This window comes from Maribacter arenosus (assembly GCF_014610845.1).
In the GTDB taxonomy this organism is placed as follows: Bacteria; Bacteroidota; Bacteroidia; order Flavobacteriales; family Flavobacteriaceae; genus Maribacter_A; species Maribacter_A arenosus.
In genome coordinates this window covers 166,321-189,447 of record NZ_JABTCG010000003.1, presented here as the reverse complement: position 1 = coordinate 189,447, position 23,127 = coordinate 166,321, and the positions used below count along the sequence as shown (strand labels likewise).

18 protein-coding genes are annotated in these 23,127 nt (G+C 39.0%); 2 read left to right on the top strand and 16 right to left on the bottom strand.

What is annotated here, in order from left to right; genetic code table 11:
• Window positions 1–7 precede the first annotated feature (7 nt).
• Together HPE63_RS08925 and HPE63_RS08920 are read left to right on the top strand one after the other, a co-directional pair.
• A complete protein-coding gene (locus HPE63_RS08925; RefSeq protein ID WP_188313927.1) occupies window positions 8–1,015 on the top strand; it encodes a polysaccharide deacetylase family protein in 1,008 nt (335 codons plus the stop codon).
• 682 nt (window positions 1,016–1,697) lie between these two features.
• Complete coding sequence (locus tag HPE63_RS08920; protein ID WP_188313926.1) at window positions 1,698–3,959, top strand: hypothetical protein; 2,262 nt, start codon at window positions 1,698–1,700, stop codon at window positions 3,957–3,959.
• Between the two features lie 206 nt (window positions 3,960–4,165).
• Here HPE63_RS08920 and HPE63_RS08915 read toward each other — a convergent pair whose 3' ends face one another.
• The 16 genes from HPE63_RS08915 to HPE63_RS08840 form a co-directional block, all read right to left on the bottom strand.
• Window positions 4,166–5,914, bottom strand: coding sequence for a c-type cytochrome (locus tag HPE63_RS08915; protein WP_188313925.1), 1,749 nt, complete (start codon window positions 5,912–5,914; stop codon window positions 4,166–4,168).
• Between the two features lie 33 nt (window positions 5,915–5,947).
• On the bottom strand, window positions 5,948–6,853 hold the full coding sequence (locus HPE63_RS08910; protein ID WP_188313924.1) for a glycosyltransferase family 2 protein: 906 nt from the start codon (window positions 6,851–6,853) through the stop codon (window positions 5,948–5,950).
• Window positions 6,853–7,389, bottom strand: a complete 537-nt coding sequence (locus HPE63_RS08905; protein ID WP_188313923.1) for an LbetaH domain-containing protein — start codon at window positions 7,387–7,389, stop codon at window positions 6,853–6,855. The genes HPE63_RS08910 and HPE63_RS08905 overlap by 1 nt, the downstream gene beginning before the upstream one ends.
• A gap of 244 nt (window positions 7,390–7,633) precedes the next feature.
• Window positions 7,634–8,824, bottom strand: coding sequence for a glycosyltransferase (locus HPE63_RS08900; RefSeq protein WP_188313922.1), 1,191 nt, complete (start codon window positions 8,822–8,824; stop codon window positions 7,634–7,636).
• A gap of 6 nt (window positions 8,825–8,830) precedes the next feature.
• Window positions 8,831–10,000 (bottom strand): glycosyltransferase, encoded by a 1,170-nt coding sequence (locus tag HPE63_RS08895; RefSeq protein WP_188313921.1) that lies wholly within the window; start codon window positions 9,998–10,000, stop codon window positions 8,831–8,833.
• Entirely contained in the window at window positions 9,997–10,986 is a 990-nt protein-coding gene (locus tag HPE63_RS08890) for a glycosyltransferase family 4 protein (RefSeq protein ID WP_188313920.1), read from the bottom strand. The genes HPE63_RS08895 and HPE63_RS08890 overlap by 4 nt, the downstream gene beginning before the upstream one ends.
• A gap of 272 nt (window positions 10,987–11,258) precedes the next feature.
• Window positions 11,259–12,602, bottom strand: coding sequence for a phenylacetate--CoA ligase family protein (locus HPE63_RS08885; RefSeq protein ID WP_188313919.1), 1,344 nt, complete (start codon window positions 12,600–12,602; stop codon window positions 11,259–11,261).
• A 205-nt stretch (window positions 12,603–12,807) separates the two neighbouring features.
• A complete protein-coding gene (locus tag HPE63_RS08880; RefSeq protein WP_188313918.1) occupies window positions 12,808–14,064 on the bottom strand; it encodes a WcaI family glycosyltransferase in 1,257 nt (418 codons plus the stop codon).
• The gene (locus HPE63_RS08875; protein WP_188313917.1) at window positions 14,061–14,501 is read right to left on the bottom strand and encodes a VanZ family protein; all 441 of its coding nucleotides are present in this window, start codon (window positions 14,499–14,501) and stop codon (window positions 14,061–14,063) included. Before HPE63_RS08875 ends, HPE63_RS08880 begins: the two co-directional genes overlap by 4 nt.
• Before the next feature lie 15 nt (window positions 14,502–14,516).
• On the bottom strand, window positions 14,517–15,686 hold the full coding sequence (locus HPE63_RS08870) for a glycosyltransferase (RefSeq protein ID WP_188313916.1): 1,170 nt from the start codon (window positions 15,684–15,686) through the stop codon (window positions 14,517–14,519).
• Window positions 15,687–16,270: 584 nt separating this feature from the next.
• Entirely contained in the window at window positions 16,271–17,623 is a 1,353-nt protein-coding gene (locus HPE63_RS08865; protein ID WP_188313915.1) for a hypothetical protein, read from the bottom strand.
• Window positions 17,624–17,632: 9 nt separating this feature from the next.
• The gene (locus HPE63_RS08860) at window positions 17,633–18,157 is read right to left on the bottom strand and encodes a glycosyltransferase (RefSeq protein WP_188313914.1); all 525 of its coding nucleotides are present in this window, start codon (window positions 18,155–18,157) and stop codon (window positions 17,633–17,635) included.
• Entirely contained in the window at window positions 18,150–19,187 is a 1,038-nt protein-coding gene (locus tag HPE63_RS08855; RefSeq protein WP_188313913.1) for a CgeB family protein, read from the bottom strand. The genes HPE63_RS08860 and HPE63_RS08855 overlap by 8 nt, the downstream gene beginning before the upstream one ends.
• 11 nt (window positions 19,188–19,198) lie before the next feature.
• Window positions 19,199–19,993 carry a glycosyltransferase family 32 protein gene (locus HPE63_RS08850; RefSeq protein ID WP_188313912.1) on the bottom strand — a complete coding sequence of 265 codons (795 nt, stop codon included), beginning with the start codon at window positions 19,991–19,993 and terminating at the stop codon, window positions 19,199–19,201.
• A gap of 603 nt (window positions 19,994–20,596) precedes the next feature.
• Entirely contained in the window at window positions 20,597–21,751 is a 1,155-nt protein-coding gene (locus HPE63_RS08845; RefSeq protein ID WP_223198100.1) for a glycosyltransferase family 4 protein, read from the bottom strand.
• Window positions 21,748–23,115, bottom strand: a complete 1,368-nt coding sequence (locus tag HPE63_RS08840; RefSeq protein ID WP_188313911.1) for a lipopolysaccharide biosynthesis protein — start codon at window positions 23,113–23,115, stop codon at window positions 21,748–21,750. The genes HPE63_RS08845 and HPE63_RS08840 overlap by 4 nt, the downstream gene beginning before the upstream one ends.
• Between the last annotated feature and the right edge of the window lie 12 nt (window positions 23,116–23,127).

Genomic DNA, 23,127 nt, shown 5'->3' with positions numbered 1-23,127 from the left:
CGCTACCATGATTTCAAGGATAAAAAAGTTTTTACGCCCTAAGGAACCCAAGGCCATTGTCCTTATGTATCACCGTGTGTGCAATCTCGAAACAGATCCGTGGCAATTGGCAGTTAGCCCGAATAATTTCGAAACGCAGATCAAGGCGTTGAAAAATAACTTTCATGTACTACCCATTAGTGATCTAGCGGAACAATTCAAGGATGGTAAGATCAAACCAAATAGCATCTACATAACCTTTGATGATGCCTATCGGGATAATTTTATAAATGCAAAGCCGGTATTGGAAATTTATGATTGTCCGGCCACTTTCTTTATCCCAACCCATTTTGTAGGGAAGCACGAATTGTTTTGGTGGGATGAATTGGAATCTATTTTTCTTCATGCCCTAAAACTCCCTACAAACCTGACACTATCCATAGACGATAAAACGTATACTTTTGACATTAAGGGCGAGACTTTGAGCGATGAAGTCAGATTAAAACAACAATCCTGGGTTTGGCCAGATCCCCCACCGACCAATCGCTGCAAAATATATCTTGAATTATGGGAACTTTTAAAGCCCCTTTCGTTTACCAAAATATCCGGAATTTTAGATGTCATACGTAAATGGGCCGATCATACACCATCCCAAGGGCCTGCAGACCATCCTATGAACCATGTGGAATTGGATCATTTAGCCAAAAACAAATTATTTAGTTTGGGTATTCATACCATGACCCATCCTGCTTTGGCATACCATTCTGTAGAATTTCAAACCTCTGAAATTGCCGGAAGTAAAGATTTTCTTGCCGACATGGGGTATCCACAGATCAAAGCCATTGCTTATCCTTATGGTAATCATAACGATGAAACGCTTTCGGTGGTCAGGCAAAACAGCATCCCTTTAGGTTTTACCACACAGGAAGCGGTAATCACCCGAAATTCAGCTCCATTACGCCTAGGGCGAATTCAGGTAACCAATTGTAACGGACCCAAACTGATCGAAAAATTACGCTATTATTTCGATTCATAATATACTGCGTAAAGCGGATGATGATCGCCTTGCTATAAAACAGATAAAATGTTCTTCAGCATTGTTGTGTACTCTGTCAATTCATTACCCATATTCGGAATATAATTGAATTCTTCGCCATACATTACCCCTTGATGGGATCAATTCAGCTTAAATTGGCGGTCTCCTTCTGTAGTTTAATAGGTATCACCATAATAAAGTGTTCCACCACTGAAAATAATCCAATTAAAACTCCGTTTATTATATAATCCAAATTATAACCTATATAAAAAAGAACTTATACTAAAAGTAGGTGATAGAAATCCCCAATCAAAACCGCAACGTATATATTTATATTCGAATCGAGTTTTGGATTTCTAATTTAAGTTCACCAAAACCTATTATACAATTTTAATGTTGATTTAAGGTAAGTACGTAAGACACCACATCAGAAATATTAAAATAAATAACCTAAAGACATTAAAACGATATTTCAAGGGCTATGAAAAATACTAACTTATTCCCCTCCTCTGCAATAAAATTTCAATCCTCCAAAACTATTTCATCGTTCAACCACACTGATAGTCATTTTGATTCTGCATTTTATCGGGCATTTACCAGTATTCAATGTGAATATGTATTTTTTTAAATGATTTTAAACCCCAAAATATACCTGTTTGATTTTTTAACTCTCCGCTTTGCTATGAAATATCGCCCCAGCTACCCCTTCCATGCTATTTTATTTATTTGTGTACTTGTGTTTCATTATTCCTGTGCAAAGGATTCTGATTTGTTTACGGATTACATCATTGAGGAAAACCCTGAATATATAAGTGTTATTGATTTAGAAAACGCCTTACGTATACCCTCGGATTTTGACTGGACCAATATACCGGAAGGTTACGAAAATACCGTTTGGGAAATTACGGGATCTTTTGATCTGGAAGAAGCAAGTATACGCTTACCTGAAGGCGTGACCCTCTATTTTAATGGGGGCGAATTGACCAACGGCACCCTTACGGGCAGTGAAACCCTAATTGCCTCCCAGGGTTCTTCTCAAGTATTTGATGCGATATCGCTTACAGGCACCTTTGAAAATGACTATATCATGCCCTATTGGTTTGGGGCCGCTATGGATGGGGTTACCGATGACAGGGAAGCCTTTGTGGCCACATTGGCCCATGCCAATACCTTAGGATTAAAAGTATTGGTAGAAAAAGACATCTTTTTAGATGTTGAGGAAACCGGCACAAAATCGATATTCTTGGAGGACAACACTTGGATAGAAGGGGCAAATGATGTCAATATTATAGTAAATCAAATACTTTCCCCTGCTTTTCAGGGTATTTTAGCCGATGGTATAACAATTAAAAATGTAACATTCTTATACGATAACGCCTATAACGCGTCAACAGATTTTACGAATAGTGATAGGTATGCTAATAATACTGCTATTAAAAATTACATGGAAACATACAGGAACGTTGTATTTGAATCTGGTGTCAACGCTAAAACTATTTCGGCTACCGACTTTACGGCAATGTTCCTTTTTGATGCAAGCAAGAATATCACTTTTGATGGGGTGAATTTTGTAGCCAAAGGGGATACGGCTGATACATTTATTCTAATGGGCATTAAATTTAAAGAGCAGTATGCGGACAATCAAACAATCACAAGTTCCGGAGGTACAACAGATATATGTCGGAATGTAACCCTTACAAATATGGTTCTTGATGGGGTTATAATGGGTATTCAAGGGCCTGTAATTGGGTTGGCCGTAGATGGATTGAATTCTTTCAGATATTCGGATGTACAAACAGCACAAGGAACAAATATAGGTTGGGTAAACTATACATTTCCCCCACCTCATTTATTCTATTTAAATGAAGACGGGTCTTTGGACTATGACCCTAGTAATATTAGTATCAGAAATGTATATGATCATGGAAAATATGTAGGCAATTCAGACGTCAGAGGTGGTGGTGGATATTGTAATTCATTGAAGTTAATAGGAGCATCAAATGTATATGTTGACAATTATAAATCATTCCGAAGGGATGGATTAGGGGATTTAGGAGGAATAACGAACGGCGTTTTTAAAAATATCTATGCAGAAAGTACCATAGACATTTTTAATCCAACTTTTGGATTTACTTCATTACGTTTTGTGGGAGATTTAACCAATGTGACTTTTGAAAACATGACCATAAAAGATAATTCTGAAATCTTGGAGCGTTATCCTTTGGATGTAACAGGAGGCGATTACGTCACCATGGACAATGTGCATGTTTATGTCAATGAACTTTTACACACCCCACATGGCCCCTTTGGCATCAGTGGCTCTAACAATACAATTTTAAATTCAAGTCTTAACATTCAGAACCATACGGGAACGGAAACTTATAAAGCTGTAGTCTATCATAATAATGAAACCTTGGACAACGGGGCCAACAATCACTATGAGATCGAAGTCAATGGGTGGCGGGATATCAGTGATGATCCTGAAGGGCTGTCTATTCGTATGCTTTTACAATATGCTTCCAATACCAATGACAATTATGCCAAAATAATCGACACCGCTAACGGGTTTACCATTGAGCAGGAAAGTACAGTAAAACAGGATGCTTGGACACGTACCGAGGAAGTCGAATTAGGGAGTGGGACTAGCCAGTTATTAAATCTTAATATCCCAAGGAATCTTTACGTGCAGCGTGTAAATTTAACGACCCTTGAGGCTTTGGAAGACGGGTTGGAAGTCTATTTGTCGACCAGTGGTAACAGTACCAGCAGTAACTCTTGGCTAACTGAAATCTCCGCTATTACGGGCAGCATTTCCAAAACCTTCAGCAGTACCACCGCCCATACCTCGAGTCAAGCCCTATATTTGGTAGCCAATGACGATTTCGATAATCAGGGGAAGATTTTGGTTGAATTGGTTTTAGGGCGTACAACGGTTGGCAATTAGAAACATTTTAATTTGAATCCTAGATCAGGATTTTCAGGTTCCCAGAATCCTAACTGAAAGATTATATTTTGAGCGCTTAGGGTTATCATCAGAGTTATATCGCCACCAACCCTGGGGAGAGGTGCCAAAAGTTTCAAATTTTATGTTCGTTAAACACCAATTACACCTATATCGGTAGATAGTCTAGTTATTTGCTGTGTACCAACTTATTCCTTTTCCCGTTTTTCCAAAGATAAAACATACCGTACCACCCAATTGGTTTCTTTATTCGAAAGGGTATCTTTCCATGCGGGCATGGTCCCTTTTTCCGATCCATTTTCGATGATTCGCATCATATCTTCTTTGCCATAAATCCATTCCCCATCGACCAAACTGGGTCCTATGGCCCCTTGCCCTTCTGCCCCGTGGCAAATCTGGCAATTTTGCTTATAAATCAGCCTCCCCCCTTCCAAAGGATCCATTATTTCTTTTGATGAATCAACCCTATCATGCACAAGCCTATCGGTTTCCTTTTCGATAGGATGGAATAAGGTGATCGTCCCGTTCCCGAATTCCGATACATAAAGATTCCCTGTTTTGGTATCTTCTACCACATCCAAGGGTCCACTCCCTACTTTCAACCCCACTGTGGCTCCGTTATAATCGTTTACAATATCCAATTTTTCACCACCCGGTTTGACAATTACCAAATCGTTCCGTCCCATCCGGGCTACAATCAAGCACCCTTGTAACTTCCCGTTAAAAGTTTCACTTTTATATTCCATAATGCCGGTAGGGGCAATGTGGGGGCCAAAATCATAGGCAAATCCCCTAAAATTCACATCCGGTGCTACCCCATTGTATTCATAATTATCCACATCCGCATCCCCATGGTTCAGGACGTACTCTGCCCTAAGGGGGTTGGGGTGCCCATAATACCCGCCCTGCTCTACCCGTGCCATAAAATCATTTTGATCGGGTTGGGCGCCCCTAACAGCCGGGATATTTTTTGGGCCGGTATAATCAATGGTTGTATATGGGGGAATATAATAAGGGGATCCAGGATCTGAGGTCGGGGTATTTTCATTTCCCCCAGAGCCATTGATGGTTGCATAGAGTTGACCATTGCTATGCCAAACCAAATCATAGGCATTTCTTAGGCCCGTGGCATATATCTTTAAAGGCGCTATATCTTGATAGGGGTCATAACTTCCCCCGCCGTCGGAGGTTTTGACCGAAAGGGGTAACGTTTGTGGAAGTTTGTTGGGATCAAGACATAAAACAGCACCGGATAATAAGGCCTCCCGGGATGGCTCCTGATGCTCCTCGCAATCGCATAACCCCATACCCGTATTCGCCCCTTGTCCAAAATAGAGCTTTCCATCGGGCCCAAAGGCGATGGAATTGGCAAAATTTTCATGGTTCGGACCAAATAGGGGTAGGTCTTTGATGACCCATTCATTTTTAAGGACTTTGTCGGTCGTATCGTCCAAATGCATACGCGCCATACTACCCGCCCACTTGGATGTATCATAAACCTTTGGAGCATCGGCAAACGTTACCCAACTCGTAGGAACTTCCGAATAGGTGGTCCAAACGATCAAACTATCCGATCTCGAGGCTGGATCAAAAGCCAGGCCAATGGTTAATTTTGAAGCCTCCCCAAACGGTTGAAACGTATGTTCCAACTGTAAATCCCCTGAAGGCAAAAACAGAAACCGCCTGATCTTTCCATCTATGGCAGCTGCATACAATTTATCATCGGGGCCGATCAACAAACTGGTAAACTGCCCCTTGACCCCTTCGCCCAATACTATTTTTTGGAACATAACCCCTTCCATAGTACCTTTGGGCGTAGTGGCATATGCCCGAAATTTTCTTTTAACGTATCTGTTTAACCTATTCGGATAAAATACAAGAATTACCAATCCCATTGCCAGCAATACAACCAGTAATTTTTTTATTTTACCATTCATTTCACATCATTTTATATATCCCCGTTCAGGTGGCTATACCTTGATTTGATAGTTTTGGAAGATATAGTGCTTTATTTTTTCCGTATCATCCCCACAGGCTTTTTTTACTTCATACACCTTGGCATCGACCAAGGTACGGTACCACCACCCTTGTAAAAAATGCCATAAAAAACCTTCCTTCCCTTGGGCAAAACCCAGTTTAAAGACATAGCGATATATAAAATAGAGGAACGAACGCCAAAAGAGTGGCATGTTGGCGTACTTTTTCTTCTTATCCCGTTTGGATTGGGCATCTGCGGACATTTCATATTGTTGTGCGGCCGCTGGTTTTGGGGTTAGAAAATTATACTCTAAATTCAAAAGCTCAATAGCCTCACGAATGGAATAATTATTATGTTTCTCAATCCACCATCCCAAAGGATTTAAATTATGATCCACAAAAAATCCATCAAATTGAATGCTCTTTCCTTGGGTCAAGACGATATGTTCATCCATCCAACGCTCTTCGCAGAAACCATGCCGATATCTAAACAAGCGTAACATGTTCATTTGAATCATTCCCTTGGTCATTAAAGTATTTAGAAAATATTGTTTTCGCTCAAAAACTACTCCCGAAACAGTAGTCCCGAGGGTTGGCAATTTTTCTTTAATCTCAGCGATAAGCCCATCCACTAAATACTCATCGGCATCCAAGCGAAAGACCCATTCCGTAGTAATAGGTAGATTCTCCAACCCCCAATTAAGCTGTTTGGCATGATTATTTTCCCATTTGTTCTGGTACACCTTAGCACCCAAGGATTCCGCAATGGCCACGGTGTTATCTGTAGAATAGGAATCGACCAAAAAAATGTCCTGGGAAAATTGCTGTGCATTTTTTATACAACGTTCAATATGTAGTTCTTCATTATACGTTAGGATGATGGTAGTTATATCATTCATTAGCCCTTGATTTCTCGTTTTTTAATAAATTTTGCAGGATTACCTCCAACCACGGTCCAAGGGTCCACATCCTTAAACACCACTCCCCGCGCACCAACTATTGCCCCTTCCCCTATGGTTACTCCGGGACCTACAAAAACATCCGCTGCCACCCAACTTTTTTCTTTCAATAATATTGGAGAACTTATCAAAGAATGTTTACTGTCCATGATATCATGGGTCGCAGTACATAGATAAGCACCTTGGGAAACCACACAATGTCTCCCGATCACAACCTTATTCTTATTATAAATATTGGTATTCGGCCCTATACAACTATGTTCATCCATCTCTAAATTCCAAGGGGCCCAAATTTTCGCTGAAGAATACACCATCACCTTTAAAGGTACCTTAGCCCCGAATGCAAGTAAAAGTAAATTCCGTAACGATCGCAAGGGGGTTCCTGGGATGCAATAAAAAATCGTTCTATTAATAAAATACCAAACTATTCTTTTTAAATGGTTCGGCTTTGGCTCTTTATAATTTGATAAATCCATATTTCAGGTATTTTGTTCAACTGTTGTTTTGCTTAATGCATAAAAATTTACTGAAATCGGTAGTTGGCTACCGATAAGAGTGTATTGACTTCCCAAAGGATATCCAGTTGGGCCTAGTGCTCTCCTAATTGGAAAAAAGAATTATTCCGAAAGCGGTCGAACCAACCATACGTTCCATTCTTTTACATTGGAATGCCCTTGATTTAATTTTAAAAACGGTTTAATTAACTTATTCTTAAAAAAATCACTTCTCGTATACTTCTTGAATCATATTTTCCCATTCGTTAACGATCCTATCCAGAGCGAAATGCTGTGCCCGATCGTAAGCTGCCCTAGACAATTCTTGACGTAACACCTTGTCCGTTATAAGCTTTTCAAGTTGTTGAACGGTATTGGTCCTTTGGTATGGTGCTGGAGTTATAAAACCAGACTTGCCATTTTCAATAATATCATAAATAGCGGAATAACTACCATATACTATTGGTACGACCCCATAAATCATGCCTTCTATGACCACTAAACCGAAACCTTCCAAATCGGAGGTCAGCAACAATACGGATGCCTTTTGGTAAAATGCAATAGGAGCCTCCTTTTTAAAGCCCTCGAATACAACCCGTTGAATATCATTTATTTTTACATATGATTGCAAGGTTTCTTTCTCCGGACCATCACCAACCAAAACCAATTTCCAATCTTCGTGTTTCCTGTGTATTTCCTCCCATGCTTCCACTACCCGATGTACCCTTTTGTTGGCATGATCCATACGACCAACATACAAAATACTGTTCTCTTTGGCCTTTTCGTTGAGGCAATCAAAACTTTGCGGTGCCTCTATGGTCACCGGATTGGCGATTGCCCTAATTTTAGCGCTTTCCTTTATTTTCGAAAGAGCCCTAAACGTTTGGATAAAACTTTTTGACAACACTACATATTGATCGCTATGTTTATAAACATATTTAAGATTTAGACCGGTCACGAAAACCATAGCCTTATGAGCCTGTCCGTATAAAAAACGTTTGACAGGGTTTTCCGTGGTATTCTTATGGTGCAATATGGTCAATAAGCGTTTGTTTTGATCAGGAACTCCATGGAGCGCTGAAATCAGGATACATTTATGTTTCTTTCTGGCTTTATTGATTAAAGAGGTCACATAATAGGGCAAACACCATTGATTTATGATTACATCGATTTTTTTACTATCAAGGACATTTTCCAATATGCTAACATTCGATTTTTTTCGAAGGGGAAAACTCAAGGCCACCAATTGAATCGACGGGTTTAATTCTTCATCCTTTAATTCAAGATGTGGCTGCTCAAACGAGGCGATTGAAACTTTATGCCCTCTATCTACAAAGGCATTGGCCAATACAGTGGTTACCTTTTCGGTCCCACCATAATTGGGATATAAGCCGATTACAAAAAGTATGTTGGCCATTGAGTTTTATAAATTAATGCCATTTCTAAATTGAAGGGCTGCCTGGGCGATTGTAAAATAGCCCTGATAAACACCTTGAGCGGATTTGGACATGGCCGTCTTTTCACCCTTATTCAGAGACATCCATTGTTTTAGCGCTTGATAAGTATCCGCTTCAGTATCGTTTTTGACTATACCCCCTTTACCTTTTTCTATTTCCCGCCATATATTCACCTTATCACTAATCAATACGGGTTTGGCACAGGCCAAGGCTTCGACCACTGCTATCCCAAAATTTTCTTGGTGACTGGGTAACACAAAGGCTTCACTTTCAAAAAAAGCCCCCCATTTGGCATCCCCGCTTAACATGCCCGGAAATAGGATGTTGGTGGATCCGGCCGCCAGTTCTTGCATCGCCTCCCCATATGGCTGCTCTAACCCTGGCCCGGCAATGATCAGTTGGGGCAAACTTCCCAATTCTTTCTCTAATTGTAGATACGCCTTTATCAAAAGATCTACCCCTTTTTTGGGATGTATCCTACTTAAAAAAATGAAATGCGGTTTTCCATTCCATTGGGGTACTTTTGCGGCAAAGGCCTGTCGCATGGTTGGATCGTATCTTGGCGGGGGTTGTATGCCGTAACCTACATTGATTTCCCTTTGGGGCTTATAATTTGGAAAGGTGGTCCGGGCCAATACTAATTCCTCTTCACAGGTAAACAAAATACCGTCTGCTTGGTTGACCAACTTATTTTCAAACACTTTCCAATAAATAACATTGCGAAGTGCCTTTAACCTTCGTTCCTTGGCTTTTTGAAAATAGGGATCCAACATCCCATGGGGCATGACATATACCTTTGGGCAAGTCGTACTGGTCTTTCTAAATGCCATCATGGCCTTGATGGCCGCATGACTATGATACAGCCATAAGCCATGGATGATGACCGCCTCAAACCGTTGAAAATGTGCGAGAAGCCATGGTATCAATGCTTTATTATAGTTCCAAGGATTATTGCTTTTACCAAGGGCATGGATTTGAAACGGATCTTTCCCCAAATAATCCGAATTGGGATCATCCAAGCAAACCACTTCATTCTGCACGCCCAATTTATGCAGTTCGGGTATGGCATTTCGGATGCCTTGGCAAGGCCCCCCTTGCTGGGGATCCATACTGGGAATAATACGTAATATTTTCATGCTTTGGCTAGGTTTTGATATAATTCAACATACTGTTGTGCAATGTTCTTTACGGAAAACCTTTGGGCATTTACCAGTCCCTTCTCGACTAAATCCTTTCGATAAACCGCATCGGCCAACACTTTACCATAGGCTTTGCAAATAGAATCAACATCCGTGGGATTTACATAAGCTACCGCATCCCCAGCCACCTCTATAATCGGTTCAATCCTAGAAGCAACAACGACCCTTCCGGTTTGTTGGCCCTCAATCACCGGCATCCCAAATCCTTCATAAACCGAAGGGAAATTCACGATATCACAATTGATATATTCTTGCCTTATGTCTTCGTCCGAAATATCGCAGACATTGGAATACTCGATTTTATACGCTTTGAGTAGCTTGACTTGAATTTCGTTTAATTTACCGATAACCCGAAGATGACAGGTTATTCCTTCCAATGCTTCTATGGTTTTATCCAAATTTTTGTTCCAACCGGTCCCTATATGTAAAATCACCGGTTTCTCTTGATTGAAAGGCTTTTCAGAATGTGTAAAAATAGGGTCCACGGCATTGTGGATCACCACCAATTTATCCGTTTTGATTTTACTGATTATGTTGCGCTTGGTTTGGTTTGAAATACACACTACCTTGTCTGCAATTTTTATGGGCAAATACAACCAAAACAACCATTTGTAACAACGTTTGATCGGGTTTTTAACATTGTCCAAAAAAACCAGATCATGTACGGTCAACACGGTTTTCACCCCGATTAGGGCCATTAGCACATCATGGATATGCCCGGTTACATGGTGGATTGTATTTTTACCCCTTCTTTTAAAGGTGAACCAACAATTTTTATAAACATCCCATGGCATGGAGCCTCTATTGGGCATATCATATACCTCTATTTGAACTTTACGTTCCATTTCTTGTAATAGGGTACGAAAGACCCTATGCATGGAGTGCCCGACCTTTGGGTGTCTAAAAAAGTAAATTACTTTCATTTGTGTTCTTTATACGGTGGCCGATGCGCTGGTCTATTTTATCCGTAATCCTCGACTTTACTAAAATTCAATAAGGTAAATACCTACGTACGTCCCCTTTTTGTTCAATATAAAAGGTGTAAAGCACAGAACAATTTCGTAGCGCCATGGTCAATTAACCAATGACTTTTTGATATTTAGCCTGTATTGCCGGTATTACTATTTCTTAAATTTATTTTTAGGTATCCGACCATCTTTAAGTTTACATTCGAACAAAGTCCTTTATCGTCGCCTCAATTGTTTTGATTTGCGTGTAATTTACTTACAATCAAAGGGGACTTTACATTTTTTCGTATAATACTTTGTGTTTCTAGAGTGGTCACCTTTATTTCATGCCTTGCCCGCTTTTCCAAACTCGATTGCATTTTTTGAACGGCATCCTTGGCTTTTCGAATATCCCTTGGGATATAAACTAGGGTTACCGAATAATCCGCTTCCTGTACCAATTGCAGTTCCTTGAAATATTTCATAAACCCCTTGAACATGGCCATCAAATGTTCGCCCTTGATCTGGAGCCCGGAAGGGGTTTCAATATTCATCGATTGGCGCCCCCGTACATTATCCATTAGCGGCAAGGGGCTCCCGCAAGTGCACATATGGTCCCTGTATTTACCTTCATCCCCTATTTCGTAACGAATAATGGGAAAAGCATAATTGGTTAAATCGGTCAATAAGATTTTGCCCGTCGTATTCGGGGGTACGGGTTGATTGTTCTTATCTACAAATTCGACATGTACGGAATCCTGCATCATATGCAGGCCATTTTGCTCAGGACATTCGGCCGCAATCAACATGATTTCGGTATTGCCATATTGATCGCATACGGGGGCCCCAAAGGCTTTCTCCATCAATTCCCGTTGCTCCTCAAAAAGGGGGGCCGAGGTAACCCAAACCATTTTTGGGGGATGTATTTTTATATTGTTATCCAAAAGGTATAGGGCAAACTCGTACACCACATCTACATACCCTTGGAGCAGCGTGGGCTTGATCCTGTTATAATTACATACAAATTGCTCCAATTCCTTGATGCTTGGGTTGGCGGCAGCCAAAAATATCCGCTTTGTCGGCCACCACATGATGGCATTCATTACCCGCTCCCAAAAAGGCTTTTTAAAGCGATAGATAAAGGCCTGGTTCTCCCAAGGCTTTACCCCCCAAAACTGTAAGATACGCCAGCGGATCGGGGTTTCTGGATGCCTTTTATCATGTAATACGGCTACAGGAGCACTCGTACTCCCGGAAGTACTGGCTTTATAATATTGGGACGACGCCACATTATCGGCCTTTATAGACTTAAAATTTTCACGTAAGTCCTCTCTTGTCAATGGAGGCAGTAGTAAAAAATCCTGAGGGGACTGTAATCCTGTTTCAGCCATGGACAAATTCGCATATTTGCCTTTATAGAATTTGGAATGCCCCATAGCATGTTGAAAAAGTGCTTGTCGTTTCTTAAAATTATAGGCAGATAGGTCTTCTGCCAATAAATTGGTTTCGGTTCTTTGATGTAGCTTGTGTAAGCGTGGGTTTAAAATTTTCGTTTTAAATGAAAAAACGGCTTTTGTTAGGCTTTCCTTCATATGGGGCACTATTTTATCTTTATGGAGGTGGACATTTTAAATGAATATTCTATAACAAAAAATCTTGGCATTGTCGGTATTTGCGTAAGGTATTGGGAACATTTACTAAAAGGAAAAATCATAAAAGTATCGTAAGTATCCCTATTTCATAATAGTATAAGTTGATCGGCTTTTTAATCGATAAAATTCCATCGAACACGGCAAATCATCTGTACAAGGCTTCCTCAAAAGATCGCATTACGGTATCTATGGCCAAATACTGTTCGGCATAGCATCTGGCCGCCTTTTTAATGGCAGTATTATTTTTGCTGTTAAAGGCCTTTAATATCCCGGAATTCAAGGCCTCCTGATTTTCTGCGGCCACCAATAGCCCCATTTGGTATTTACTTACCACTTGGTATAAGGTAGATTGTATATTGGCGGTTATAAGGGCCACCCCCCCCACGGCCAGAATCGTGGTCAATTTCGAAGGCATCACCAAATCACTGGCCTTTTCTTTTTGGATGACCAAATGCAAGTCGGCCATATTCAAAAAGGCATTGAAGTCTTCTTTGGGTTGTAAGGGCATAAAAAATACATTTTTCAAGGCCATGTTCCCTGCCTTCTCTTTCAATACTTCCTTATAAGGACCTGTTCCACAAATTACAAACTTCAATTGCCCATAGGAACGAAGGGTATCCGCCGACTTTAAAATAGCCTCCAACCCCTGTTTTTCCCCAATGGCCCCGGAGTATAACACCACCCAATCGGTAGTGGTAAAACCAAACTGTTCTTTTAATGACCCTTTGTCTTTTATTGGGAAAAAACTATGGGTTTCGGTCCAATTGGGAAAGAACAAAATCGGTTTTTTGGCTTTTCTACCGATCCGTTCCATCATTCCATCGGAAATACTACTGATGACATCCGTATTTTTGAAAATAGAGCGTTCCACCGCATATAGTCGATTCAATAGTTTGGGAGATTTGATCAGCCCCAGATCTTGTGCAGCCTCAATCTGCATATCCTGTATATGGTGCAAATGTTTTGCCCCCTTCAACTTTTTATAGAATACCCCTAAAAGCCCAAATTGAAAAGAAGGGGCTATCGAGATTACCCAATCGCATTTTTTTTGAAAGAGTCTGGGCAACATGGCCATAAAAGCCGTGGCGGAAAAAGAGGTATCCAAAATCATACGCTTTAGCCCACTTGGGTTTTGGGGTACATACATAGGACATCTAATCACTTTTAGTTGCCCCCCCGAATCATATTTTCTTACCTCTTTTTTGTACCAAAATCGGTGTTGCCTATAGGGTTCCTGTACCTTCCAATAGGGATAATAGGGAAAGGCCGTAAGTACGGTACAATCATGGCCTTCCTTGGCCAACCAATGCATCATTTCCCCCGAATATTTACCAATACCGGTCAATTCGGGGGAAAAGTTATACCCTATAAATAAAATGCGTTTCTTTGCTTTTTGTGTCAAGACGATTTCTTTTTAAAGCTTTTTACAATATGCCAAGTAAAAAAGGGCAGCCCCAGACCGACGCTTGACCCCAAGATACCCCATATTATATCCTTACCATCCATACTTCTCGAAGGCAAAAAATATTGCACCCCTTCTGCAATAAGGACCACCAAGCACAGACTCGACCAAACAAGTAGCCAATATAACGGTTTGGTTCTTTGAACATAGATCAGGTAGCTCCCGACCAGGAGGCCCAAGCCTATAAAGGGCACCCCCGTACGCTTGCGGTCATTGTGCACGCTATCGGCCCAATCGGAAAGCCATCCCGGAATAAATGGCATCCCCTTTAAGTTGGGATTGGTTTTCCAACTTAAAAAGAACACCAATACGATGCCTATACCCAATAAAAACAGGATGACCCAATTTGCTTTTTTTTTGTTTAAACCGTTAGTCATTTGCTAAAGCAGTAATTAAATAAAATCATCAGCCATAATGTCGTTGTAAATACCTTCCAAGCGGTCTAAAATTTTGTCCTCTTTGAATCTAAGTGCATTATCCAATCCTTTTTGGATCATCACGGCCCGTTCTTTAGTGCCCATCTGTAGTGTTGCTTCCAAAACCTTTGCGGATTCGGCCGCCCAGATCGGTATTTCCCCATAACTCGGACAACGTTCTATATAAGTAGCGGCTTTACCCCCCACCTCGTTCATGGGCGCCGCGTCGGTGGTAATTGTCGGGCAGCCGGCCGCTAGGGCTTCTGCTATGGGCCAGCCAAAACCTTCGGCCAAAGATGGAAATACAAATACACTAGCCCCTTGATACCCCTTTAAAAGCAACTCTTGGGATACCTGCACTAAAAAATGAATGTCTTTTTTATAAGGGGAGGCCTCGAAATGGGCTTGAATACTCGCTGACGGTCGATAACCGATCATCAACAAGGGCAAAGACGATTGGGTTTGCTTTCGCCATGCGGTATAGATGGCGATAACGCCAATCCTGTTTTTATAAAACCCATTCCCCCCAACATTTAGGATATAGCCCTCTTTAAGATCCTGTTTAACAAAGTTGCCCACCAGCCTTCTGGCCTCCTCAATATTCCCGGGCTTAAATGCAGGATCTAGGGCATTATATACCTGCTCGACACGAATCGGGTCCTTATCCAGGAAACGCAATAATTCGCTATGGGTGTTTTCGGATATACAAATAAAATTATCTGCCTTGGAAAAGCCCTTTAAAATTAAACGTTGGTAGGTTTTACCTGTTCCACTGGTCGGATTTTCCTTTATTTGGCCCAAAGCGGATTTTAAGGCTATAAAATCATGACAATGCACAACGTGTTTTTTATTCCGGAGCAATGGCATCCACATGCCCAAGGCCTGATCGATCAATACATAAAGGGTGTCTTTTGGTAATTTTCTACTTTGTATTTTAAAACGAAGGGGGAACAGCACAAAGGAATCCAAATACCGCAACCATTTTTTGATGCCTTCCGGAAGGTTGTTATTCGACAAAAAGGGTTTTGGCGCCCAAATTTCGGTGTTATGCCCCCTATGTCGCATCCCCTCATTTAAAAACGAGGCATACCTGACCATACTAAAACTTTGAAAATCCTCGTGATGGTTTAAAAAAATGATTTTCAAAATAAAATGACAAGAATTAATTGAGTATTGTACTCGATTCCTAAACTACATGAATAACTTCACCTAGGCTTTTACAAACCACGAAGATCATTGAATACTTTAGAATGGTGAAGAATTATAGGATATGTCCAATGTGTCGATAGCTGTTTGCCCATGTTTTTCAACTCACATAGATATGAAATTCAAAATATCAAAATATCTTAAGCGGGTAAGGATAACGACCCATAAATCAACATAATACCAAAACTGGGAATATCCTTTACTAAATCCGAACCAAAATTACCATCCCATAGCTACTATATTCATTCAGCTATTAAAACCTTTTTATCTTGGTTTTTAATATATTTTAGATTCATTGCCCATAGTACGAACCTTATAAAGTAAAAAATTATTATATAGGTGACCACCCCTTATAAAGAACCTCGAATTACATAACTAAAATCTCCTAGCACCCCATTCGAATTACGAAACATTCCCAAGAACCCAAAAACCCCCATCAATGCAGCTACTCCTCGAATACTATATTAAAATCTTAGTCTTCCAAATTCCCTTTTGTCATTTGACGTCATAATTCAGATTTACGATTAATGTTCTCTTTGTAATAAAGTGATAAAATTCAGCCTATGGACCAAAACAATTACCACAATTACTAAAAAATAGGACACAGTATTCGCCAAAATTCCATCCAATTTCCTTTCAATACTAAAAGCAGTGTCAAAAAGAAAAAACACTATATAAAGAGATACTATTGTTTTTCCGAAAAAAAACTCAGAACAACCTGCAATTAAGAACCATATCTTATAAACCAACAAGTAAACTATAACCGTGAAAATGCCCCCGAACATAGAATAATCAGCGAGTGCTAAAAGTAGAACTGAATCTGCAGAGTCCTTTTTTGTATTCATTCTTTCCTGTAATAGAATTTCAGAGCCTTGACCTTTACTTGGATTAACTACCTTTGGAATAGCATGATCAATGGCCGCCAAAGTTATGCGGCCCCACGTAATTTCCTTTTCACTATCATAGTCCATTAACCAATATACAGCCCTATATAAGCCTAATGCTCGATCATCTGTTCTCACTGAAGAGTTTTTGTCTGCATCACTAAAGCTCGTTATTCCATAATCATAAATTTCCGAAATGGAAGATATCGGATCCTGCAAATCAACTTTTACTGGTGAATGCCTAATTATATTATAAAAAGGAAAATATATGAAGTACATAAAAGCTGCAAAACCTAAAGCATACATCATCATCTTTTTGTTTATCAACTCCCTATTGGTACTATAAAAAACAATTGCTGCAAATAAGAAGAATACCAACAATGTCCTTCGGGGTAATAATAAGAGATTAACTAAGAACAACAGCAATGAAATGGCAATTAATACATCAAATTTCTTCTTTTTAATTATTTGGAAAAATAAAACAATCGTAATTGTTATTCCAAGTTTAAAAATGGTGCCAAAAAACTTAACCATAGAAGACTGTTCATAACTTATATTCGCATTTGTATCTTGAATTTCCCCAAAAGCAGAAATAATGGAAACTTGCGGTACATAATAAATCAATGAGAAAATCGGAAGAATAATTAAAAGTATTTTAAAATATAGAGTCACCTTCAATTCATACAAATTTTTCAAAAACCTGGTCACATTCAGTGGAGAATCACTTTCCTTTATACTTAAGTTGCTGGCTATTAAAAGGGATACAAAGAAGAACAGCAAATATATAAAGACAAAAATCGAAGTACGTTCTGACAACCTACCTATAGAATCGAAAACTACTTCATTTGATTTGAGAGGTATTATAGCAAAATATAAAGTATTGAAAATTAAGAGTAGATCAAAAAAATTCAAATCCTTTTTTTGAATTAATTTATGAACCACGAATAATGATGGAAATATCAAAATAAGGGATAGGACCTTAATCAAAAGCATATTCTTAATTTAAATAAATTGACCCAATATATAATTGACCACATCCTCATTTCCTCTTTGATCAGTTAATAGTCTATTTTGTCCTTTTTTCGTTATTTCATTAATTAGTACTTTATCCCCTAAAAGTTTCAAGCATTTTTCAGCACACTCTTTTGGATCATTCCAAAAAACAGCTTCTATATCTTCTTGAAACAGCGCCAAGTGTACTTCCGTTCTTTCAGCAAACAAAAGACTCCCTATATATGGTCTTTCAAAACCATACGTTATGGGTTTCCTTTCCGCAAGTGTCGCAATTAGGGGTAAATAGCGATACATAAACATAGAGAGGTACATTAAAAACGCAAAAGGATACAGACGTATATATTTTTCCTTTAAAAAATAAGAAAAAACCCAATAGGCTATTATCGCCATAATGCAACCATAGAGGTTGGGAAGTGTAGGGAAAAACAATAGTTCGCCAACAACCGCAAGAATCAGAATAGCCCTCAAGACTTTTTTTATTTGCCCTAAAATATGTACAGGTTCTTTAATCATGCCCTAGAACGGTCTCTAACATTTTCTTTATGGTCTTTTCATTGGAATAGCCCGATATTTTACAGCGTTCCAAACCGGCCGCTGCGATACGTTTTCGCTCGTCCTCATGACCTAGATAATACCGGCATAACTCCAAGAGTTCTTCATTGGAGGAAAAATAGGCGGCTTCTTTACCTTCTTCGAACAAGTCCAGATGTTCCTCGGTGCGTTCCGCCAACATAAACCCCCCACAAGCCGGAATTTCCATGGTACGGGTCGTTTGTTGATCAAAGTTCATCTTTCTTAAAAAGCACAACGATATTTTTATGGCCTGAAGGGCCTTGGAATAATCCTCAGAAAAAATACCGGGTAATATGGTTAAATTAGGAGAGGTATTTTTATATTCGTTCCATTTGCCGTCCCCAAAAACCCTTACTTGAATCCCATTATTCACAAGGAACAAAATACTTTCACAACGTTCCTTTTCCCAAGCTCCCACAAAACCGACATCCCCCCCTAATCGTTCTTTGTCGGCAAGGGACAGCTCCCTGGGATAATGAAAGGTCTCTTCATACATATTATGGATAAAATGTATTTCCCTAGCTCCCAATTTACGCATATCCCCCAAAATATAGGACTTATTAGTAAAGATCATATCGTATTCGGGCAAGGCCTCCCGGTAATTTTGACTTTGGTTATGCCTTAGGGCCATATTATCGGGGGAATAGCTTACAATCATTGTTTTAGGGGATTTTTCCTTTATAAATCGTAAGGTAGCTTTATTAATGGTCACCCCCTTGTCTATCCAAACCACGTCATATGCCTTTTCAGTAACCAATGCTTTGATCTTTTTATTCGCTTTCGTTTGGTCTGGCAGCTTGATAGGAATCCCCTTTTGGAACAAATGGTAGGCCAATCGAGACCGCAAAGTCATCTTGGGCATACCGGCTTCTATTTTATCAATATACTTCGCATTCTTTTCCAATGCCCAATGACGATGCAATGAGGTACTGCTAGCACTCCGAAACCAACCCACAGATAATATTCTCATTTTCAATTAACCTAACGGACTCGAATTATTGCTATGTTAAACTTTAACAGCGTCTTTTGAAATAAAATTTTAAAATAATGGATAATTTTACCTTTTTTGGGATTGGTCCCCTTATAGTTGGGCATTTTTCCCTCATTTCCAGGTCTCCAACTGCCTGCCTCCCGATGAATACTATACACCCGTTTCATTGATTTGTATTGAGGCGAATCAAGAAAGTCTGAAGGGTACACATGAATTCCTTCTTTCAGAAATTGTTCTTCATCTTTAAACCCATTGGAATCATAGCCATAGTTAAGGGCTATTGTTGCCAATACTTCTGGGCTTATTGTTAAATCAAATTGAAAATGAGGTGGGAAATTCTTACTCTTGGTACGAATGAAATTCCGTTCCAGATAAAAATCCAAACAGTCTTTTATAAAAGGATGTCCTTTCTCAGCGCCAAAACAATGGGCTGTTAACCAATGAAATTTTTTTCCATATCCTTTGGCACCAGCCTCATTCGCTATAAAAACACGATTATTCAGCAAAGGATCAAAAGATTTATAGACTTCTATATCCGTATCGAACCATATGCCGCCGTGATGATAAACGGCATACAGTCTTAAGAAATCAGAAGCGAATGCCCACTTCCGAACACTAACCGCCTCATTGGCAAAGGCATTGTCAATTTTTGCCAATTTTTTACCATCCCATAATCTATATTCGTATTCCGGCATATGCATTTTCCACGTTTCCATCATTTTTTTAATATGGTCGGGAATTGGATCATTGCTGAACCAAGAATAGTGAATGATTTTCGGTATCATAGGATTTGTATTAAATTTCAAAAAACTTTGTTATAAATCAATTAAAAAAATTATGGATAATACGGTTTAAGGGTATTATATCTTATCATTTTATTCTAGGTTGAGAAGTAATTCGTCTACCGTACATGTTTATTTAGGTATGAATAATTTAAAAAAACAGGTGTAAATCTTTTATATCATTACTTAGTTTATAAAGCAAACTACAAATTCGACGGTTTTTTACTCCTAATAGAGTAGGTTGAACCTTATAAATTCAACATACAAAATCAATAAATTGGAATCCTTGAATATAACTGTATTAATTAGTTGCCATTTAAAAAATTGAACTAAGAAAACTTATTTTGAATACTTTCCATCTTCTTTCTTCCTCATTACTATTAAATACGATATGACCTCCTTATATAAATATAAAAACGTGTAATTGGGAAGATATTTTAATTAACTAAGACTTTGACTGTGGGGAAAATACCTTCTTATATGGAGAATAACTAACAATCTTGAATTAATTAAAATCTATTTTATTTAAATTAAATGTATTAATGGTTCCTCTCTGATCCATCAGGACGAAATCTTATCCGTTTTGGATCCGATCCCTCGATTTTGTCATGCAAATTTATCTATCAGCGCCTTAAAATTTGTGCCGTATGTATCCCAACCACCTAAAAATTGAACTTTGTTTATTGCTATTTCGCTCATTTCCGCTCGTAACCCCGGATTATCCATAAGTTTTTGAAAACAGTCCAATATGGCCCGTTCATCCCGAATAGGAACAATAAAACCTTCTTTTCCATTAGAAATTAAGTCTTGAGACCCTGTATTTGGAGTTGCTATTATTGGACAACCACAGGCCATTGCTTCGCCTTGTACCATGGCAAGCCCTTCCTCCAATGAGGTTAATAAAAACACATCCGAATAACTATAATATTCCAAAAGTTGGGCATTGGGGACATTTCCTTTAAAAATTACATTTTTCACTTGCCTTGTACCCAGTATCGATTTAATTTCAGAGGTCATTGCCCCAATTACGACAAACTCCTTATTGCGATGTTTAAAAGCTTCAAAAGCATTGAGCGCATACATAAACCCTTTTCGTAAGCTCACACCCCCTACCCATAATACCCTGAATTTGTTCTTTTCCGGTTCCCCTATTTTTTTAAATCGATCCAACCGTGCCCCATAGGGTATTTTTACCAATTTACTTTTCTTAACCCCTTTTTCGATAAAAGAATTCATCACGAAATCGGAAGGAATGGTAATGTAATCCGCCTGCTCATATTCCTGTTGCTCTTTGTCTATGATACGTTTATCAATCCCTTCCCATTGAAAACCCCAACGCTTGTATTCCTCATTTAATATTTCATTCTGATAAATAATATGGGAAGATCCCCGATCACAAATATATTTGCCACCCAATGCCTGCATTTTTTTCCCCGCATTTAGTCCATTGCTAGATAAAGCAATTAATACTCCTTTATTATGTATCTTATTTGCCACATATTTATCAAAAGTTTGAGCTCCTAAATGTGACCATTCCTTATTCAACCATTCAAATTTATCCAAACCTAAAACACCCCTTTTCATATAAGGGGCTTGGATCCAAGGAAAGGTTATAATTTTCTCCTTAGGGATACCCAGTTCATCCTTTAACTTAAACCTTGGGTAGCCTGTATATATTTTATCCAGCAATCCGTGTTTTTCCATTTGTCGTGCTAAATGGAAATGATGAAACCTAGCTGGAGTGATTTGTGTTACTTTCAAGAAATTTTTAGTTTTAACTTAATTTCGTTATATATTTTTTTCATGTCATTTAGACCATGGGAAAAAATATCTATAACCCTCATATTCAACATTTTTGCGCTTAAAGGCATGATGATCAGCGCCATTAAAACATCCAATCCCAAAGCTCCCAATGCAGCACCTGTTATTCCCAAATATTTTGAAAATATATAGGTTAACCCCACAGAAACCAAAGCAGAAAAAACACCTGACATGGCAAATTTATAGGGTTCGTTTTTGGCCCTAAAAACTGGTTCCGAAGACCACCAAAAAGCATGGAACAATAACCCTACTACAAATATATACCACATCAGAGGGGGTACTACCAATTCATTTTGTGTCCAAAGTTTATAAAACCATAACCCAAAGAAAGCCAAAAATACCACCCCAACAAATGCAATTAGAAATGAGAAAACAATTGAAAACCTATAAATCTTTTGGGCTTTTTCTTCGTTTCCCTGTCCTATTTCAAACTGTAATTCGGGAAAAATACTAGAACTTACAATATTCAACAACTGGTTCACCGACCTACTTAAGGTGCGTACCGTATTGAAGATCGCAACAGCCTCTGGGCCTAATACTATCCGCACTACAAAGGTGGTCCCCTGAAAATAGATGGCCTGCCACGCAGGAAACATTAAATACCCCAACCCTTTTTTGGTAATTTCCTTTAAAATCACCTTATCCCTTTTTCCTTTATAGTCATCAAACAGACTTAATACTTGTTTTCCTTTTACCCAGTAAAAAAGATTAAAAATGAGACTTACTAAAAGTTGTGAAAGTGCAAATGCCACCACTCCAAAGCCTAATAATAATACTAATAATCCTGCCCCTAAATTTAAAGCAGCCTTAACAGTAAGTAAATTAATAGCCAAAGCAGCCTTTTGGGCCGCCCTATAATAGGATTCAATCAATTGATTGTAAAAATTCAATAAACAGGCCAGAATTAGAATGGACACGGCTAATATAGCCTCGTTGCTATTTATTAAAGATTTATCAAAAACATGAAAATAATCCAATATAAAAATGGTCAAGAGACTGATTATCATGGCCACCAAAACCATTATGGTAATGATATACATGCCCGTCTTGTTTATGTTTGCGGCTTTTTGGCTTTCACCAGCAGCATAGCGCAACACAAAACTATTGGCGGCAGCCGTACCAAAGCCTAAATCGGAAAAGGCAATGACACTTGGGATTATAGTAAGCGTCAACCACTCCCCATAATACGCAGCCCCCCAAGACGTTATAAAAAAAGGCACCAATAATAATTGCTCCAATACCCGAACCCCTTTTTGAAAAACAGAGGCAAGTCCATTGCTCAACAGCCTTTTTTTTAAAGTCATTTTTACTTTCTT

Coding starts and splice junctions, on each gene's coding strand:
- HPE63_RS08925 (WP_188313927.1), top strand. CDS start 8: ATGATTTCAAGGATAAAAAAGTTTTTACGCCCTAAGGAACCCAAGGCC.
- HPE63_RS08920 (WP_188313926.1), top strand. CDS start 1,698: ATGAAATATCGCCCCAGCTACCCCTTCCATGCTATTTTATTTATTTGT.
- HPE63_RS08915 (WP_188313925.1), bottom strand. CDS start 5,914: ATGAATGGTAAAATAAAAAAATTACTGGTTGTATTGCTGGCAATGGGA.
- HPE63_RS08910 (WP_188313924.1), bottom strand. CDS start 6,853: ATGAATGATATAACTACCATCATCCTAACGTATAATGAAGAACTACAT.
- HPE63_RS08905 (WP_188313923.1), bottom strand. CDS start 7,389: ATGGATTTATCAAATTATAAAGAGCCAAAGCCGAACCATTTAAAAAGA.
- HPE63_RS08900 (WP_188313922.1), bottom strand. CDS start 8,824: ATGGCCAACATACTTTTTGTAATCGGCTTATATCCCAATTATGGTGGG.
- HPE63_RS08895 (WP_188313921.1), bottom strand. CDS start 10,000: ATGAAAATATTACGTATTATTCCCAGTATGGATCCCCAGCAAGGGGGG.
- HPE63_RS08890 (WP_188313920.1), bottom strand. CDS start 10,986: ATGAAAGTAATTTACTTTTTTAGACACCCAAAGGTCGGGCACTCCATG.
- HPE63_RS08885 (WP_188313919.1), bottom strand. CDS start 12,602: ATGAAGGAAAGCCTAACAAAAGCCGTTTTTTCATTTAAAACGAAAATT.
- HPE63_RS08875 (WP_188313917.1), bottom strand. CDS start 14,501: ATGACTAACGGTTTAAACAAAAAAAAAGCAAATTGGGTCATCCTGTTT.
- HPE63_RS08865 (WP_188313915.1), bottom strand. CDS start 17,623: ATGCTTTTGATTAAGGTCCTATCCCTTATTTTGATATTTCCATCATTA.
- HPE63_RS08860 (WP_188313914.1), bottom strand. CDS start 18,157: ATGATTAAAGAACCTGTACATATTTTAGGGCAAATAAAAAAAGTCTTG.
- HPE63_RS08855 (WP_188313913.1), bottom strand. CDS start 19,187: ATGAGAATATTATCTGTGGGTTGGTTTCGGAGTGCTAGCAGTACCTCA.
- HPE63_RS08850 (WP_188313912.1), bottom strand. CDS start 19,993: ATGATACCGAAAATCATTCACTATTCTTGGTTCAGCAATGATCCAATT.
- HPE63_RS08840 (WP_188313911.1), bottom strand. CDS start 23,115: ATGACTTTAAAAAAAAGGCTGTTGAGCAATGGACTTGCCTCTGTTTTT.